Origin of the sequence: Pseudonocardia lutea, from assembly GCF_042658055.1 — a bacterium.
In the GTDB taxonomy this organism is placed as follows: Bacteria; Actinomycetota; Actinomycetes; order Mycobacteriales; family Pseudonocardiaceae; genus Pseudonocardia; species Pseudonocardia lutea.
Map to the genome: position 1 here is coordinate 287,065 of NZ_JBHSQK010000007.1, position 15,500 is coordinate 302,564.

The window sequence follows — 15,500 nt, forward strand, 5'->3', positions numbered from 1 at the left end:
CGCTCGCTCACTTCGGCGGGACGACCGCGGCGAGGAGGTGGGAGGCCCGGTCGCCTCCGGCGTACAGGGTGACCTCGTTGTCGTAGACGGCCGCCGGACGACGGAGGGGGTCGACGTGCGGCCAGATCGAGGCGCCGCGCAGCTCCAGGCCCGACTTGCCCCACAGGACCGGCTCGCGGCCGTGGTCGAAGTCGACGCCCGCGATCGTCAGACCCAGTCGGTGGCCCGCGGGGACGACCACGCTCGTTGGCCAGATCTCGACGTCCAGCTCGTAGACCTTGCCGGGGAACAGCGGCTGGACCGTGTCATGGCTCAGGTAGGGCCGGTAGGGAAGGCTCTTCGCCTCGTCCAGCTTGCGCTGCGAAGCCCGCAGCCACCCGTTGGTGATCGGCACGTTGGGGTCTGCCATGCCGTGGAAGAGCATCTCCTCTCCGTCCGGGTCGAACAACCGGAGGCTGACGAAGAAGTCCGCGTCGGTGGTCGAGGAGGAGGCCCACAGCTTGACCGCCTGCGGCCCGAGGATCTCGGTGTCCTCCGCCATCGGCTCGGTCAGGAACGTGAGCCCCGCCTTGTCGAACCCCTTGTAGCTGCCGGCCTGCTCGCCCGCGGGCGGCTGGTCAGTCAGGGCCAGGTTTTCGACGTCGAGGTAGAGCTTCGTCCACCTCGTCCGCGCCAGCGGCCACGCCTGCTCGGCACGCCGCTCCACGACGTCGTCGCGGGCGCTGCGGATGTCGAGCTGCACCGGGGGCTGGGAAGCGAAGTCGCCCCCGCCCTTGAGCACGAAGTCGAAGAAGCGCCGCTGCAGGTCGACGCCGTCGTCGGTGTACATTCCCGCGAACGTCCCGCGGGACTGACGGATCGCGAGCCACTTCCGGGTGGAGGCGGCGTGCATGAACCCCTCGGTGTTCCCGCGAAGGTGCACGCCGACCGAACCCCAGCTCCCGACGGAGAGGAGTGGAATGGTGATCCGGTCCCAGCGTGCCTTCCGCAGCTCGTAGAACTCGTCGTCGAGCGGGTGCTCCATCACCTGCACGTACGGGTCCACGATGTTCGCGTCCAGCTCCTCCTGCGACAGCTCGACATCACCGGAGACGAGCCTGCCGGTGAACCGGTTGCGGTAGCCGCGCGAACCCAGCCCGTGCTGCACGGACCTCACCTGGGAGTCCGACCAGCTGCGGTAGAACGTGGACGGGATCCCGCCGTGGTAGCTGAGCATGCGGAGCATGTCGTTCCACGCCTCCCACGCGATCATCCCGGCGTGGTGCGGTGCCTGCCGGCCGGCCACGAGCCACTGGGACACGGCGAGATAGGACATGCCCATCGTGCCGATCTTCCCGGTGGACCACGGCTGCACCGCCGCCCACTCGATCACGTCGTGGTAGTCCTTCGACTCACGCGGGGAGAAGCTGTCGATCACCCCGGGCGAACGGCCGACGCCACGAGCATCCACGACGACGACGGCGTAGCCGTGCGGCACCCACTTCTCGGGATCGACGGCCTCGAACGAGATGTACTTCCCCGAGGTGCGTTCCCCGAGCTCGGGCGCCACCAGGAGAGCGGCCTCCCAGGACTCCGGATAGCCCTGGCAGAAGGGGAGGTCCTTCGCGTAGTTCGTGACGGCGAGCACCACGGGGTAGGCGCCCTCCTCGGGAGGGAGGAACACGTTCGCCCGCAGCTCGATGCCGTCATCCATGGGGATCGGCTCGTCGAACAGGATCCGCATTGGGACGACCGGCTCGGGGCCCTCGTTCATGGTCACTACCCTTTCTTGCTCGGATCCCGCACACGACTCCGCGGGATCGCAGACGGACGCTCGGCCCGCGTTCACCGAGCGCTTCCGAGGGCCGTCCGGCCCTCGGCAATAAGCTGGTCCCTCACCTGTCCCCGCAGCACCGCCTTCTGGACCTTCCCGCTGGCCGTCCGCGGCAGCGAATCCACCAGCTCCAGCCGCTCCGGGAACTTCTGGCGCGCGAGGTGGCGCGACTCCAGGTGACGGGAGATCTCGGCGAGGTCGAGCGAGGTCCCCGGCCGGGTCACGACGAAGGCGCACGCCCGCTCCGTGAGGACCTCGTCGGGCATCGCCACCACCGCGACCTCCAGGACCGCGGGATGCCCAAGCAGGATCTCCTCGACCTCCTTGGCGCTGATGTTCTCGCCGCCGCGAAGGATGATGTCCTTGGTGCGCCCCAGGATGCTGACGTAGCCCTCCGGGTCTATCGCCGCCTGGTCGCCGGTGTCGATCCACCCCTCGGGATCGGCCGCTTCGCCGGCCGCCCGGCCCAGATAGCCGAGGAACGCCTCCGGGCCGCGCACGTACAGGTTGCCGACCGTCCCGGGTGGCGCCTCGGTGCCGTCGTCGGTCAGGACCCGCGCCTCCGCCGCCCCGAGGATCCGCCCATCGGTGGTCGCCCTGCGCTCCAGGGGATCGTCCGGCCCCCCGGCGGACAGCGTCGGGAACTCGGTGGACCCGTAGGCGCGCACCGCGACCCAGCCCAGCTTCTCCTCGGCAAGACGGATCAGCTGCGGCGGCACGTCCGCTCCCCCGCAGACGAAACAGCGCATCGGGCCTGCCTCGGCGTCGTCGGGCGCCGCATCGACGAGCCCCTTGAGGAAGGGCGTGGCCCCCACCGTGAACGTGCATCCCTCGGCGCGGACGAGCTCGTGTCCCTGCTCGGGCCGCCACTGGTCGAGGAAGACGGCCTTCGTCCCCAAGGCCACCGGCAGGTGGATCCCGTAGAGCAGGCCCGAGATGTGGGTCACCGGCGACGGCATGAAAACCGAGTCGCGCTCGGAGAGCGAGAACCTCTCGATCATCGTGCGGTTCTCGTACACCAGGCTCTCGTGGCTGTGCAGCACGCCTTTGGGCCGGGCCTCGGTCCCCGACGTGTACATCAGCAGGACCGGATCGCTCGCGGACCTCGCCGCGGCGGGCGGCCCGTCCTCGGCACCCTCGTCGAGCAGCTCCGCGAACGTCGGCGCACGACCCTCCGTACCCCGCACGACGACACTCGTCCCGAGGGTCGCCACCTCGGCACACAGCTCCTCGGCGAGGGCCGCATGGTCGAAGCCCCGGTACGTCGCCGGGACGAAGAGCATCTTCGACCGCGCCTGCGTCAGGATGAAGGACAGCTCGCGTCGACGCAGGATCGGCACGAGCGGATTGCTCACGGCGCCGAGCCGGATCGCGGCGAAATGGACGACCGAGGCCTCCCACCAGTTCGGGAGCTGGAACGACACGACGTCGCCGGGCCCGATGTCCCGCCGCCGCATCGCGCCGGCGATCCTGTCGACGCGCCGGGCCAGGTCGAGGTAGCTCAGGCGGTGCGTGCCGTCCACGATGGCCGTTCGCGACCCGTGGGACTCCGCCGCCCGGTCGAGCTGGGCGTCGAGCAGCTCCTCGCCCCGCCGGGCCTGCGGTGCGTCCCGGCCTCGAACGTGTCCGGTCGGCGTCGTGCTCACCGAACCGTGGCCCGTTCCTGCGGCCGGGGGGCACCGGCAGCTGCCCGGGTACTCGTCGGCAGGTCCTGCAGGTGAGGAAGGACCTTCTCCTTGAAGGTGGTGTGGTACTCGGCGGCCTCCTCCCAGCTCATCCCCGGGCGCGTGGCGAGCAGCAGCAGCTCGTCCGGGGCCCGCTCGGCATGGGTGCCCCGGAACTCGGCGATCGCCTCCTCGGGGGTCATGAAGATCCGGCGCAGGTCGAGACCGGCGATCAGGCCCTTGTCGCCGCCGTGCCGGAGGCTCTCGTCCGAGTACACGTGGATGGAGGGCCGCGACTCCCACGTCAGGCAGTACTCGACGGACGCGCCGTGCAGCGCCGCCGCCCGCTCGGGATCGTCAGTGACGAAACACTGCCCGAACACCGAGATCTTCACCTCGGCGGGGTTGCGGTCGTGGCGGGCGCAGACGCGCTGCCACATCGGCCACCACTCGTCCCACCGCTCCTTCGACGTCAGGCCGTCGAAGAAGCCACCGGGCGCACCGATGTCGAATCCCATGCGGGCCACGCGATCGGCCGAGGTCTCGCTCACACCGACGACGTGGATCGGCGGCGACGGCCGCTGCAGGGGCTTCGGGATCACCTGGATGTGCTTGCCCCGGTGACGCTTCCCGACGTAGTCGAACGGCTCGTCCTCGGTCCAGCAGCGGTGCAGGAGCTCGAGCCCCTCCTCCAGAAGGCTGGGCCGATGCTTGGTGTTCACGCCGAGCATCTCCATCTCGACGTCCCACGGGGACCCGATCTGGCCCATCCCGAGCGAGCGGAGACGGCCGCCGGAGAGGATGTCGACGAAGGCGAGCCGCTCGGCCAGCATCACGGGGTGGTAGTACGGCAGCTGGATGACCGCCGTGCCGAGCGACGCGCGGCTGGTTCGCTGCGCGGCGAGTACCAGCGACTCCACGATGTGCGGGTTGAACCCGTCGACGTCGCCGTGGTGCTCGCCGAAGCTGATGACGTCCACGCCCCGGCGGTCCATCTCGGCGATGTGGTCGAAGCCCTCGGCATAGAAGCGCTGCCACGGGACGTGCCACTCCGGACGAGGTGGGTTCCGCCAGTCGTACAGCAGTCCGAACTCGATCATGTCGCTCCACTTCCTCGTAGAGTTCTCGACGGTGTTCCGGCCGGTGCAGGTGCCGGGCCCAATCGTGCGGTCCTCAGGGTTCGAGCCCCTCGTGCAGCAGCAGATGCCCCAGCTCCGCCGCGAGCACTCGCTGGTCACCGTAGAGACCCTGCAGGCTCAGGGCGTGCAGGTGCCATCGGTGCAGCGGGAACTCGTGGGTGAAGGCGATTCCTCCGTGGACCTGGAGGGCGCCCTCCCCCACCGAACGGCCGACGTCCGCGGCGATCGCCTTGGCCGTGGCAGCGGCGACACCGCGCCGAACCGGGTCGCCGTCCCACAGGTCGAGGCCCTGTTCGCAGGCGGCCTCCAGGGTGAGCTGCCTGGTGGCCAGCGTGGCCAGGAGGTGGGCGACGGCCTGGAACGCCCCGATCGGACGGCCGAACTGTTCCCGCTCCTTCGCATACGACACCGCGCTGTCCAGCAGGTGGCGCGCGGTGCCGGCCGCCTCGTGGGCGTAGAGCAGGCGGGCGGCGTCCCGCAGCTGCGTGATCCGGGAGGCCGCCCGCTCGGGCTCGCCGGACCGGTTCTCGAAGAGCGGCTCGAACTCGGCCCCGTCGAACACGACCTGCGCGCACTCGGCCGCTGGGTCGAAGGAACGTCGGTGCCGGCTCGTGAGACCGGCGGTCGCGGTCGAGGCCATGACCAGCGTGGGCTCCGGATGCTCGACGACGACGAGCAGGTGCTCGACGGTCCCCCCACCGCAGCGGACCAGGTCGACCGAGCCGAAGAGTCGGCCGTCGGCGATGCGGGGCCTGCTCTCGGCGGGCTGCGAGCTCGCGGCGCCGTCCGCGAGGGAGATCCTCTTCCGGCCGGCGACCAGAGCCCGGAGGTGCTCGGTCCTGGTCGCCCCGCTCACGACGAGGGGTACGGCGACGGCGTTGTCGAAGAGGGGGCCGGGTACGAGCTGCTTGCCCGCCGCGGTGAAGATCCCCGAGATCTCGCGGATCCCCAGTCCCAGCCCGCCCAGGTCGTCCGGGAGCATCACGTCCAGCCAGCCCGCGTCCACGAACGCCGCCCAGAGCGACTCGCTCCATCCGGCCTTCTCCCGCTGCTCCCGGATCGGTCCGCGGGCCATCTGGGCGTCCAGCAACTCCATCGCCGCGACCTCGAACTCCGTCGCGTAGCTGCTCGCGGTCATCTCCCTCACCTCGTCCTCGGCAGTCCGAGGAGCCGTTCCGCGACGATCGTGAGCTGGATCTGCTCGGAGCCCCCGTACACGGAGGCGCTCCGACCGTGCAGGTAGTCCCTGACGATCTGTTCGCCGTCGAGCCCGGACTCGGCCGACAGCGGTGCCGTGCGATGGGCACCCAGCAGGTCGAGCGCGGTGCCGAACAGCTGCTGCTCGCCGTGGGCGAGGGCGAGCTTGTCGACCGAGTCCAGCGGGGACGGCACCTCGGCGTTGCGTGCTCGTCGAACGGCGCGACGCGACAAGGCGGCCAGGCCACCGAGGGCGACATAGGTCCCGCCGACCGCCGCCGCGGTCTCCGGGGACGGTCGCTCCTCACGGACCGCGTGCAGCAACTGCGTGTACGAGACCTCCAGCTCGGCACGCCTGCGGAGCGCGTACCCGCTGCGCTCGTGGGCCAGGGTGTGCATCGCGAGATCCCACCCGCCGTTCAGCGGGCCCAGGAGGTTCGTCCGCGGTACGGCCACGTCCTCGAAGAAGACCTCGCAGAACTCGGCGTCACCCGTGATCTGCGTGATCGGCCGGACGGTGACACCGGGCGTAGTCATGTCCACCAGCAGGTAGCTGATGCCCCGGTGCTTCGGCTGGTCCGGATCGGTGCGGGCGAGCACCGCGCACCAGTCGCTGTCGTCGGCCCAGCTGGTCCAGATCTTCTGCCCGTTGAGCACGAACCGGTCGCCCTCGACCACCGCCCGGGTGCGCAGCGAGGCGAGGTCGGATCCAGCATCGGGCTCGGAGAAGCCCTGGCACCAGACCTCCTCGCCCGCCAGCAGCGGTTCGACGAACCTGGCGAGCTGCTCGTCGGTCCCGTGGCGGAGCAGGGTCGGACCCACGACGTGCAGGCCGATCGCCCCGAAAGGCTGGGGAGCTCCCAGGCGCGCCGACTCCTCGATGAAGGCCAACGCGTGCTCGACGGTCAGGCCCTGGCCGCCGTGCTCCGCCGGCCAGTCGATGCCGACGAAGCCCGCCCGGTACAGGGTGCGGTGCCACGTCCGCAGCGCCTCCGTCCGGAGCCGGTAGTCCTCCGGGAGGGAGGTCGGTGCGGCGGTCTCGAGCCAGCTGCGCGCCCGCTGCCGGTACGCCTCCAGATCGCGCGGATCCGCCCCGGCCGGCGTCACGGTCGCCGCCCGAACTCGGGTGCGCGGCCTTCGATCAGCGCGCGGACAGCCTCCCGCGAGTCCGGGTGCCCCGAGAACTCGCGCGTCAGTCCCTGCTCGAAGGTGTACCCGCTCTTGATGTCCATGGTCTCGATCTCCCGCAGGGACCGCTTCGCCATGCGGATCGCCGCGCTGCTGTGCCGGACGATCCTGGCCGCCCAATCCCGCGCCGTCTCGACCAGCTCGTCCGCAGGGCACACCTCGACGATCGCGCCCAGCGCCCGCAGCGCCCCCGCTGGCAGGGGGTCCCCGGTGAGGTACATGCATCTGACCCACGGCTCCGGTACCAGCCGGGCGAGATGGCGCGCTCCACCCATGACCCCGACGCCGATCTCGGGGACGCCCAGGCGCGCGTTCTCGGCCGCGACCACGAAGTCGCACGAGGCCGCGATGGCCAGACCGGTGCCGACCGCCGTGCCGTTGACCGCGCCGATTACGGGCACTGCACAGTCCTGGATCGCGAAGAAGGCCCGGCGAACGATCTCCATCCGGCCGTCGGCGTTGTCCGGGGTCAAGGTGGCGAACTCGTTGAGGTCGTTCCCGGCGCAGAAATGCTTCCCCGCCCCGGTGAGCACCACCGCGTCCGCCTGCTCGTCGACCGTGGAGAACAACCTCTCGATCTCGAGGTACATCTCCTGCGTGAACGCGTTCACCGGAGGCCGGTCGAGCTGCACGGTCGCGATGCGGTCCTCCACGCTGACCGTCAGGTGCTCGAAGGACGTCATCGTCGTCGGCGCCTCAGGCATGCTGCGACCGGGCCGACAGCGTGCTCCGGTACCACTCGGCGGCGTGCGTCGCGGCGAGGTTGGTGTCACGTCGGTCGGAGTAGAGGCTCATGTGGCCCCCGACCGGGAGCACCTTGAGCGACTTGTTCGGCGAGGGGATGCGATTGAAGGCATCGATCTCGAGGTCGACGTGCGTGATGTTGTCACCCGAGACCACGATCATCATCACGTCGCGCTCCACGATCCTGGGGAGGAACGAGAAGACGCTGTAGGAGAGGAGGTGTTGGGTCGACTCGGTCGTGCTCCAGTGCTCGTGCAGCGGGGCCTCCTGTTCCTTGAGTACCTTGAAGACCTCGTAGGCCTGGGGGAACGGCCAGGTGGGGCGGTCCTCGTGAGGGGTGAGGGACGACATCGCCTTCGTGCCCCCGCCGCCGTCGAAGCGTTCCCGGAGATCCTCGAGGAGCTCGTTCTCGAGGAGCCGGAAGTCGACCTCGCCGTGGTCACGCTTCAGGCTCGCGTACCCGTCGACCACGGGGACCACGGACACGAAGGACTTCAGCCGCGGCTCGATGGCCGCCAGGATGAGCACGTGGCCGCCGCTGTAGGAGATCCCGAAGGCACCGAGAGCGTTCTCGTCCACCTCGTCCAACCGCTCCGCGAAGGTCACGGCGTTGCGGTAGTCCTGGATCTGGGCCCAGGGGTCGATGTGCTGGCGGCGCTTGCCGCCGCTTTCCCCGAAACCGCGGTAGTCGAACGCCAGGAACTGCACGTCGTGCTGACCGGTGAAACGCGCTACGTGCGGCAGCACGATCTCCTTCGTGTAGCACCAGCCACCCGCGCCGATGACCGTCGGCAGCGGGCCTTCGCGTCCGTCCGGTCGGTAGAGAGTGCCGACGACGGTCTCACCCTCGCTCTGGAACTCGATCCTCCGCTCCACTGCATTTCCTTTCGTGAAGAGTTGTCGGGTGACAGCGGCGATCCCGCGGGCCCGGTAATCAGGAAGCAGGCTTGGGCTCGCCCGTCGTCGTCCACTTGTCGTCGACGACGGAGAACTGCTTGACCACCGGCGCCATCGCCGCCTTGTTCTCGGGCGTCGCCGGGCCCATCCCTCCCGAGGCCACCAGGCCGCCGTCGACGATGAGGTTCTGCCCGGTCACCCAGGACGCCTGGTCCGAGGCCAGGAAGAACGCCGCGTTGGCGATGTCATCCGGCTCGCCCAGCCGCGGCACGAGCGTCCCGAGCTCGGAGACGCGCCGGCTCTCGGTACCCGGTTCGCCGTAGAACACCAGGCCGGCTTCCGTCCCGACCGCGCCGGGGGTGATCGAGTTGACACGGACACCGATCTCGGCGAGCTCGTTGGCCAGGATAACCGTCATCCGGAGGATCGCCGCCTTCGCACAGCAGTAGGAAAGCAGGAAGCTCAGGTTGCCGGGGTACCCCGCACCGAGGATCCCCGTGGTCGACCCGACGAAGACGATGGAGCCACCGCCGCGCTTGCGCATGTGCGGAATCACGTGCTTGGTGACCAGGAAATGGAGCGTCAGGACGTTGTCCTGCGAGAACTTCCAGTCCTCCAGCGTCATGTCCTCGATAGTGCCGATGCGGAACTGTGCCGCACTGTTGTAGAGAATGTCGATTCCGCCGTAAGTCTCGGCGGCGAACTCGGCGAGACGGTGCGCGTTCTCCTCGACGGTGAGGTCGAGCGGGTAGAGCGCCTCCATCTCGCCGCCGGCCTTCCGGACCAGCTCGACGGTCTCGGCCGCCGTCTCCTCGTTGAGATCACATCCGATGATCTTGGCGCCCTCGCTGGCGTACCGAAGGGCGACATTGCGCGCGATGCCTCGACCGGTACCTGTGATGACGGCAACCTTGCCGTCCAGCTGACCCGACATGCCTCACTCCTCCCTGAGTCAGGTGATCATGCACAATCCCACGACCGGCGCCCGTTCTCGATCTTTCCGAAAGAGTTCCGGGACCTTGCCGGCCCCCGTTCGCCGGTGCTCGATCGCAGTCCCGACGCTAGGCGCAAACCGGAGGTACTCGAGTGTCTCAAACCCGAACAGAGACCGATTCCCGGCCGCGAGCGGTGGTTAGGGTCCCGTCATGCCCGCACACAGACTGTTGCCCTCCGCAGAAGCCGAGGCATTCGTCGACCGAGCCCGTCGCTTCGCCCAGGAGGAGCTGCGAACGCGCGCCGCCGAGGAGCAGCCCGGCGGGCTCCGGGCCGTCCTCGGACGGCTGGGGGAGCTAGGCCTGCTGGGCATGCCGTATCCGCGGCAGGTCGGTGGGGCTGGCCTGCCCTACGAGGTCTACCTCCAGGCACTCGAGGAGATCAGCGGGGCGTGGGCGGGCGTAGGCCTCGGGATCAGCGTCCACACCGCCTCGTGCCAGCCGTTGGCCACCTGGGGCACGCCTGCCCAGATCGAGCGGTGGCTCGGCGAGATGCTCTCGGGTGCGGGACTTGGCGGCTACTGCCTGTCCGAGGTCCATGCCGGTTCCGACCCGGCGGCGATCCGCTCGCGGGCCCACCCGGTCGAGGACGGGTACGAGATCACCGGCAGCAAGGCCTGGGTGACGCATGGTGGTGAGGCCGGCTTCTACACCGTCTTCGCCCGAACCTCCGACGACCGCACGCGCGGCATCTCCTGCTTCCTGGTGCCGGCCGACTCCCCCGGCATCGGCGTCCACCCGCCGGACCGCAAGATGGGCATGGCCGGACCGACTACCGCGACGGTCGACTTCGACTCGGTGTGGATCGGGTCCGACAGGTTGGTCGGCGGCGAAGGCCGCGGACTGCAGATCGCCCTCGAGGCGCTCGACAGCGGACGGCTGGGCATCGCCGCCGTGGCGGTCGGCCTGGCCCAGTCGGCACTCGATCACTCGGTGAGCTACGCCAAGGACCGCCGAACCTTCGGGAAGCCGATCATCGAGCACCAGGGCCTCGGCTTCCTGCTCGCGGACATGGCCGCCGCCGTCGCCGGTGCACGCGGAGCCATGCTCGACGCGGCACGCCGTCGCGATCGCGGGCTGCCGTTCGCCCAGCAGGCCGCGATCGCGAAGCTGCTCGCCACCGACGCGGCCATGCGGGTGACCACCGATGCCGTCCAGGTCCACGGCGCCCTCGGCTACACCGCCGAGTTCCCCGTCGAGCGGCAGATGCGAGAGGCGAAGGCGCTGCAGATCCTTGAGGGGACCAACCAGATCCAGCGGATGGTGATCGCCCGCCACCTCAGCCGCAGCGCTTGACCGGGACGGGCGCCACTGGTTGGTACGGAGGAACCGTGAGACACACCGCCACCCCCGACCAACACATACTGTGGGCGCAACTGCTACCCCGAGTGGGACCACGCCTCATCCATCCGGTCTCGGGAACGCTGGAGGGGGCGATCGACTTCGTCTCGTCCACCGACCGAGCCTCTGAACTGGTGATTCCACTCGTGATCCGGTTGGCGAGCGAGATCGCGGAGCGGCTGCTCTCGGGCTACGCCGCCGCCGNCACCGACCGAGCCTCTGAACTGGTGATTCCACTCGTGATCCGGTTGGCGAGCGAGATCGCGGAGCGGCTGCTCTCGGGCTACGCCGCCGCCGATCGGGCCCTGCTGGACGGTTGCCTGCGAGCAGATCGCCGCGGATACCGTCGCGCGATCGTCGCCATGAACGAGCGGATGAGGATCGCCAACCCGCTAGCGGACGACATGTTAAAGGCCTCGATCGCCAAGCCCTGCAGGAGAAGGTCCGGCGCGCGATCGTCGATGGCCGTCGGAAGCTGATCCTGCACGCCGGAGAGCCCGCCGTGTACGCGACGATCGACCGGGTCGACACCCCGGACGCCATGGCGGGTGCGGTCGTCGCGCTCCGCATGGGCGGTGTGGACCTGCAGCGCCGCGCGCGGACGGGTCCGCCCGACCTCTCCGCGATGCCGCCTGGGAGGAGTCCCGCGTGGCCCCGGTACCTCGAGCACGCCGTCGAAGCCGTAGCCAGCGGACAGCATGTCCTGCGACGGCTGTCGGAGCTCGAACAGGTCGAGAGTGCGGCCACCATCAGCGCACTCCACACTGCGAACAGCAACAAGAAGGCCGCCGACGACCTCGGCATCTCCCGCTCGACCCTCTATCGCCGACTCGTCGTCCTGGACATTTTCTAGCTCCGGCACGGTCTGCGGCATCTGGCTGGGCCACGTCCGGGATTGACACACTCGGCGCGCTCGAACCCGACCTACCGTCGTTACCACGAGTCCGGACCGGCGGGACCGGCCCTCCTCCTGCCGAGAGCGAGCACCGCCCCAACGCGCCGAAGAACGACAAGGATGGAAGATGGACGAGTACGACGCCACACCGGTCGTCGACATGCGGATCCTGTACGACGAGCCGATCCCGATGGACGACGGGATCGACCTGCGCGCGAACGTGTACCTCCCGCCCGAGGAGGGCGAGTACCCTGTCGTGCTCGCACTCACCAGCTACGCCAAGGACCTTCCCTTCTGCCAGGGCTATCCCGGGGCGTGGGAGAACGCGCTGCAGACCGCACCCGAGATCGCCGAGGGGACGTCGGGCAAGTACATCTCCTTCGAGGCCGTCGACCCCGAGAAATGGATCCCCCACGGGTACGCCGTCGTCGTCGTGGACTGTCGCGGCGTCGGCCGCTCCCCCGGCTACCTCGACAACTACTCGCCGCGGGAGTCCCAGGACTACCACGACGCGATCGAGTGGGCGGCCGCGCAGCCGTGGTCCACAGGGAAGATCGGGACGATGGGGATGTCCAACCTCGCCGTCTCCCAGTGGCTCGTGGCGGGCCGGCAGGCCCCGCACCACGCCGGGATGATCGCGTGGGAGGCGTGGAGCGACATGCTGCGCGGCCTGAGCTACCACGGCGGGATCCCGTCCACCTTCTACAAGTCCTGGGCCGACTCGCAGGTGAAGTCGGTCCAGCACGGCCTCGGCGCGCGGGGGTTCCGCAACCAGTTCACCGGCAAGCTCGTGTCGGGCGACGAGGAGCTCACCCAGGAGCAGCTGGACGCCAACATCGCCGACCCGTACCCGATGCTGATGGAGAACCCGCTCGACTCCGGGCTCTACGACTGGAGGAGGGCAAAGTGGGACAAGATCGAGGTGCCGCTGCTGTCCGTCGGTAGTTGGGGTGCCGTGGGGGTCCACCTACGGGGCAACTGCGAAGGCTTCATGCTGGCGGCATCGGAGGAGAAGTGGCTCGTCATCCGGCAGTCCCACGGCACCTTCGCCGGCATGTACACCGATGAGGGTGTGGCGCTGCAGCGCCGATTCTTCGACTACGTGCTCAAGGGCGACGACGAGTTTGTGCGGACCCAGCCCCCGGTCCAGCTGCACGTCCGCACCGCGGCCGACACGGTCTCCGAGCGCCGCCCGGAGACCGAGTGGCCGCTGGCGCGCACCCGGTGGACGAAGCTGTACCTGGACGTCGAGAACCTGGCCCTGACGGACACACCGCCGGCGGAGCAGGCCCAGGTCACCTATCGGGGGTTCGACAAGCAGGGAGTCACGTTCCTCACGCCCCCCATGGCGGAGGAGACCGAGATCTGCGGGCCGCAGGCGGTCAAGCTGTGGGCCTCCTCCTCGACGGTCGACGCCGATCTCTTCCTCACCCTGCGGCTCTTCGACCCCGAGGGCATCGAGGTGCTCTTCCACGGTATGGCGGACCCGCAGATGCCCGTCAGCAACGGCTGGCTGCGTGCCTCCCAGCGCAAGCTCGACGAGGCGCAGAGTCTCCCGTTCCGCCCGTACCTGAGCCACGACACGGTCCAGCCGCTCTTCCCGGACAAGGTGTACGAGCTCGACGTCGAGATCTGGCCGACGAACATCGTCGTCCCACCGGGCTACCGGCTCGGGCTCATGGTCGCAGGGGTCGACTTCGACCACGGCCGCGAGACGGTCATGTGGGGCAAGTCCGGCATCGAGATGCGCGGATCCTCGATATGGCCGCACGTCGACCCGCTCCGCCGGCCCGCGGACGTCTACGACAACGAGGTAACCCTGTACGGCGGAGGTGAGCGGACCTCACACCTGCTCGCCGCGATCGTGCCTCCCCGGTAGCGGGTGAACCGATGCCGGCGTGTGAGCGGGCCGGCCCCCCGAACTCCGACCTCCCGACCCCTGTGGCCAGACGTCACATGCCTGGCCCACAGGGGGCCTCACTGGAAGAGGATTCCTCCGTCGATGATCAGCGACTGCCCCGTCATGAACCCGGCGTCCGGGCCCGCCAGGTAGGAGACGACACCAGCCACGTCCTCGGGAGTCAGCGCGCGGCCCAGGGCCGCGAGGTTCTTGAACTCCTCGAACATCGCCCCTTGTGGGCGCCGTTGCTCTTCGCGAACTCGTCATCCAGCTTCTCCCACCCCGGCGTCCATGCCACACCGGGGCAGTACGCGTTTACGGTGATGCCGTGCGGTGCCAGCTCCTTCGCTGCGGCCTGGGTGAGCCCCCGGATGGCGAATTACGTGGAGCAGTATTCGCTGATCATCGCGAAGCCCTCGGTACCTGCGCCGGCCGAAGCATTGATGATGGTGCCCTTGATCCCGGTATCGATATAGTTCAGTCGCGGCCTGAATGCCCTATAAGATGCCGTGGACATTGATCCGGAACATCTCGTCCATGTTCTCGGGAGTGATCTCGAGAATGGGCTCCAGGCGGTTGATCGCCGCGTTGTTGACCGTGACGTCGAGGGAGCCCAACTCCGTCGTCGTCTGCCCAAAGCCTGGAACACCTGGTCCCGCCGGCTGACGTCGGCGACCACCGCGATGCTCCTGCGGCCGGCCCAGGCCCGCAATTTCCTTCGCGGTGCTTCGCGCGAGCTCCTCGTCTCGGTCGACCACGGCGACATCGAGGGCCGTCCTCAGCGAGACGGAGCGCGATGGAACGGCCCAGCCCCATCGCCGCACCCGTGACCAGTGCCACCTTGTTCGTCACAGTCAGCAGACCTTTCCTCGTCTCGTTCGATCGTTCGCCGAAGCCCGCTATTCCTTGCAGCGGTCCTCGGGATACGCCCACTGTGCGATGTCATCCTTGGTGTAGACCTTGCCGGTGATGCCCAGCGGATCGCTGGGCTTGCTGATTTGCTTGCCGGACAGGCCGCCGTTCAACAGGTTGACGAGCTCCTCGCCCCATTCGTACACCACGTTGTCGACCACGATGGTGAGCGAACCGGCCTCGACTTGTTTGGCCAAATCCGACGTCGCCCCGATGTAGATGGTGATGACGTCGGTGTCGACCGCCATGGCGCTCGCCCTGAGCGACCGGCCGGTGATGCCCGCCGCGCCGGCGGTGATGCTCCACAGGACGTTGGCGTCCGGGTAGCGCAGGAGGAGGCACGCCGCCTTCTCCTGGACGTCGTCCAGGGTGAGAGTGAGACTGTCCGCCTGGCCCAGGATCTCGATACCGGCTTTCTCGGCCGCCGCCCTGAACGCGGCCTGCCGCGGTGTCGCCCCCGCCGCGGCGGGAGGTCCGCCGATCATCGCGACCTTGGCGCCCGTGGGTCTGGCCCTGACGATGGCCTCCGCGGTGATCCGTGCCGCCGTGGCCGGGTCCTCGCCGATGTAGATCGCGTCCGGTGGGTTCTCGTCCGCACCCACGAAGTCCCTTGCGGGACTCCGCCCTTCTTGCCCCGGGCGTAGGACGGGTACATCGCCGCCCGGTTGACGGCGTGGGACACGATGGCGTCCGCCCCCTGAGTGAGGGCGGTGTTGAACTGCTGATCTGCTTGCCCTGGTCACAGCTGGCGTCGTAGATGCCGAGCGTGTCACCGTTCTTCTTCGCCTGACACCTCATCCCTGCGGTGATGGCCCGCT

General features: G+C 69.1%; 15 protein-coding genes. 3 read left to right on the forward strand and 12 right to left on the reverse strand.

The genetic code is table 11. The annotated features are described in order from the left end of the window. Positions 1-7: 7 nt before the first annotated feature. The 8 genes from ACFQH9_RS04380 to ACFQH9_RS04415 form a co-directional block, all read right to left on the reverse strand. Positions 8-1,753 (reverse strand): CocE/NonD family hydrolase, encoded by a 1,746-nt coding sequence (locus tag ACFQH9_RS04380; protein WP_379564430.1) that lies wholly within the window; start codon positions 1,751-1,753, stop codon positions 8-10. Positions 1,754-1,824: 71 nt separating this feature from the next. Then, entirely contained in the window at positions 1,825-3,459 is a 1,635-nt protein-coding gene (locus tag ACFQH9_RS04385; RefSeq protein WP_379564432.1) for an AMP-binding protein, read from the reverse strand. Then, positions 3,456-4,577, reverse strand: coding sequence for an LLM class flavin-dependent oxidoreductase (locus ACFQH9_RS04390; protein ID WP_379564434.1), 1,122 nt, complete (start codon positions 4,575-4,577; stop codon positions 3,456-3,458). Before ACFQH9_RS04390 ends, ACFQH9_RS04385 begins: the two co-directional genes overlap by 4 nt. Before the next feature lie 73 nt (positions 4,578-4,650). Further along, positions 4,651-5,754 (reverse strand): acyl-CoA dehydrogenase family protein, encoded by a 1,104-nt coding sequence (locus ACFQH9_RS04395; RefSeq protein WP_379564436.1) that lies wholly within the window; start codon positions 5,752-5,754, stop codon positions 4,651-4,653. Between the two features lie 5 nt (positions 5,755-5,759). Further along, positions 5,760-6,920 carry an acyl-CoA dehydrogenase family protein gene (locus tag ACFQH9_RS04400; RefSeq protein WP_379564438.1) on the reverse strand — a complete coding sequence of 387 codons (1,161 nt, stop codon included), beginning with the start codon at positions 6,918-6,920 and terminating at the stop codon, positions 5,760-5,762. Next, complete coding sequence (locus ACFQH9_RS04405) at positions 6,917-7,684, reverse strand: enoyl-CoA hydratase-related protein (RefSeq protein WP_379564440.1); 768 nt, start codon at positions 7,682-7,684, stop codon at positions 6,917-6,919. Before ACFQH9_RS04405 ends, ACFQH9_RS04400 begins: the two co-directional genes overlap by 4 nt. A gap of 13 nt (positions 7,685-7,697) precedes the next feature. Beyond that, entirely contained in the window at positions 7,698-8,621 is a 924-nt protein-coding gene (locus tag ACFQH9_RS04410; protein ID WP_379564442.1) for an alpha/beta hydrolase, read from the reverse strand. Positions 8,622-8,679: 58 nt separating this feature from the next. Continuing rightward, on the reverse strand, positions 8,680-9,576 hold the full coding sequence (locus ACFQH9_RS04415; protein ID WP_379564444.1) for an SDR family NAD(P)-dependent oxidoreductase: 897 nt from the start codon (positions 9,574-9,576) through the stop codon (positions 8,680-8,682). Between the two features lie 211 nt (positions 9,577-9,787). Here ACFQH9_RS04415 and ACFQH9_RS04420 point away from each other — a divergent pair, with 211 nt between their 5' ends. From ACFQH9_RS04420 to ACFQH9_RS04430, 3 genes are all read left to right on the forward strand, one after another. After that, positions 9,788-10,930, forward strand: a complete 1,143-nt coding sequence (locus tag ACFQH9_RS04420) for an acyl-CoA dehydrogenase family protein (RefSeq protein ID WP_379564446.1) — start codon at positions 9,788-9,790, stop codon at positions 10,928-10,930. Between the two features lie 547 nt (positions 10,931-11,477). Next, on the forward strand, positions 11,478-11,828 hold the full coding sequence (locus tag ACFQH9_RS04425) for a helix-turn-helix domain-containing protein (RefSeq protein ID WP_379564448.1): 351 nt from the start codon (positions 11,478-11,480) through the stop codon (positions 11,826-11,828). A 169-nt stretch (positions 11,829-11,997) separates the two neighbouring features. Then, positions 11,998-13,749 carry a CocE/NonD family hydrolase gene (locus tag ACFQH9_RS04430; protein WP_379564450.1) on the forward strand — a complete coding sequence of 584 codons (1,752 nt, stop codon included), beginning with the start codon at positions 11,998-12,000 and terminating at the stop codon, positions 13,747-13,749. Between the two features lie 98 nt (positions 13,750-13,847). Here ACFQH9_RS04430 and ACFQH9_RS04435 read toward each other — a convergent pair whose 3' ends face one another. The 4 genes from ACFQH9_RS04435 to ACFQH9_RS04450 form a co-directional block, all read right to left on the reverse strand. Continuing rightward, positions 13,848-13,997, reverse strand: coding sequence for an SDR family oxidoreductase (locus ACFQH9_RS04435; protein WP_379564452.1), 150 nt, complete (start codon positions 13,995-13,997; stop codon positions 13,848-13,850). After that, the gene (locus ACFQH9_RS04440; protein WP_379564552.1) at positions 13,952-14,143 is read right to left on the reverse strand and encodes an SDR family oxidoreductase; all 192 of its coding nucleotides are present in this window, start codon (positions 14,141-14,143) and stop codon (positions 13,952-13,954) included. Before ACFQH9_RS04440 ends, ACFQH9_RS04435 begins: the two co-directional genes overlap by 46 nt. Before the next feature lie 124 nt (positions 14,144-14,267). Continuing rightward, positions 14,268-14,528 carry an SDR family NAD(P)-dependent oxidoreductase gene (locus tag ACFQH9_RS04445; protein WP_379564454.1) on the reverse strand — a complete coding sequence of 87 codons (261 nt, stop codon included), beginning with the start codon at positions 14,526-14,528 and terminating at the stop codon, positions 14,268-14,270. A gap of 141 nt (positions 14,529-14,669) precedes the next feature. Next, positions 14,670-15,284, reverse strand: coding sequence for a sugar ABC transporter substrate-binding protein (locus tag ACFQH9_RS04450; RefSeq protein WP_379564456.1), 615 nt, complete (start codon positions 15,282-15,284; stop codon positions 14,670-14,672). Positions 15,285-15,500: the final 216 nt, after the last annotated feature.

Excerpts from the sequence above, each read along its gene's own strand:
- ACFQH9_RS04430 (WP_379564450.1), top strand. The coding sequence starts at position 11,998 with ATGGACGAGTACGACGCCACACCGGTCGTCGACATGCGGATCCTGTAC.
- ACFQH9_RS04415 (WP_379564444.1), bottom strand. The coding sequence starts at position 9,576 with ATGTCGGGTCAGCTGGACGGCAAGGTTGCCGTCATCACAGGTACCGGT.
- ACFQH9_RS04435 (WP_379564452.1), bottom strand. The coding sequence starts at position 13,997 with ATGTTCGAGGAGTTCAAGAACCTCGCGGCCCTGGGCCGCGCGCTGACT.
- ACFQH9_RS04395 (WP_379564436.1), bottom strand. The coding sequence starts at position 5,754 with ATGACCGCGAGCAGCTACGCGACGGAGTTCGAGGTCGCGGCGATGGAG.
- ACFQH9_RS04380 (WP_379564430.1), bottom strand. The coding sequence starts at position 1,753 with ATGAACGAGGGCCCCGAGCCGGTCGTCCCAATGCGGATCCTGTTCGAC.
- ACFQH9_RS04420 (WP_379564446.1), top strand. The coding sequence starts at position 9,788 with ATGCCCGCACACAGACTGTTGCCCTCCGCAGAAGCCGAGGCATTCGTC.
- ACFQH9_RS04405 (WP_379564440.1), bottom strand. The coding sequence starts at position 7,684 with ATGACGTCCTTCGAGCACCTGACGGTCAGCGTGGAGGACCGCATCGCG.
- ACFQH9_RS04390 (WP_379564434.1), bottom strand. The coding sequence starts at position 4,577 with ATGATCGAGTTCGGACTGCTGTACGACTGGCGGAACCCACCTCGTCCG.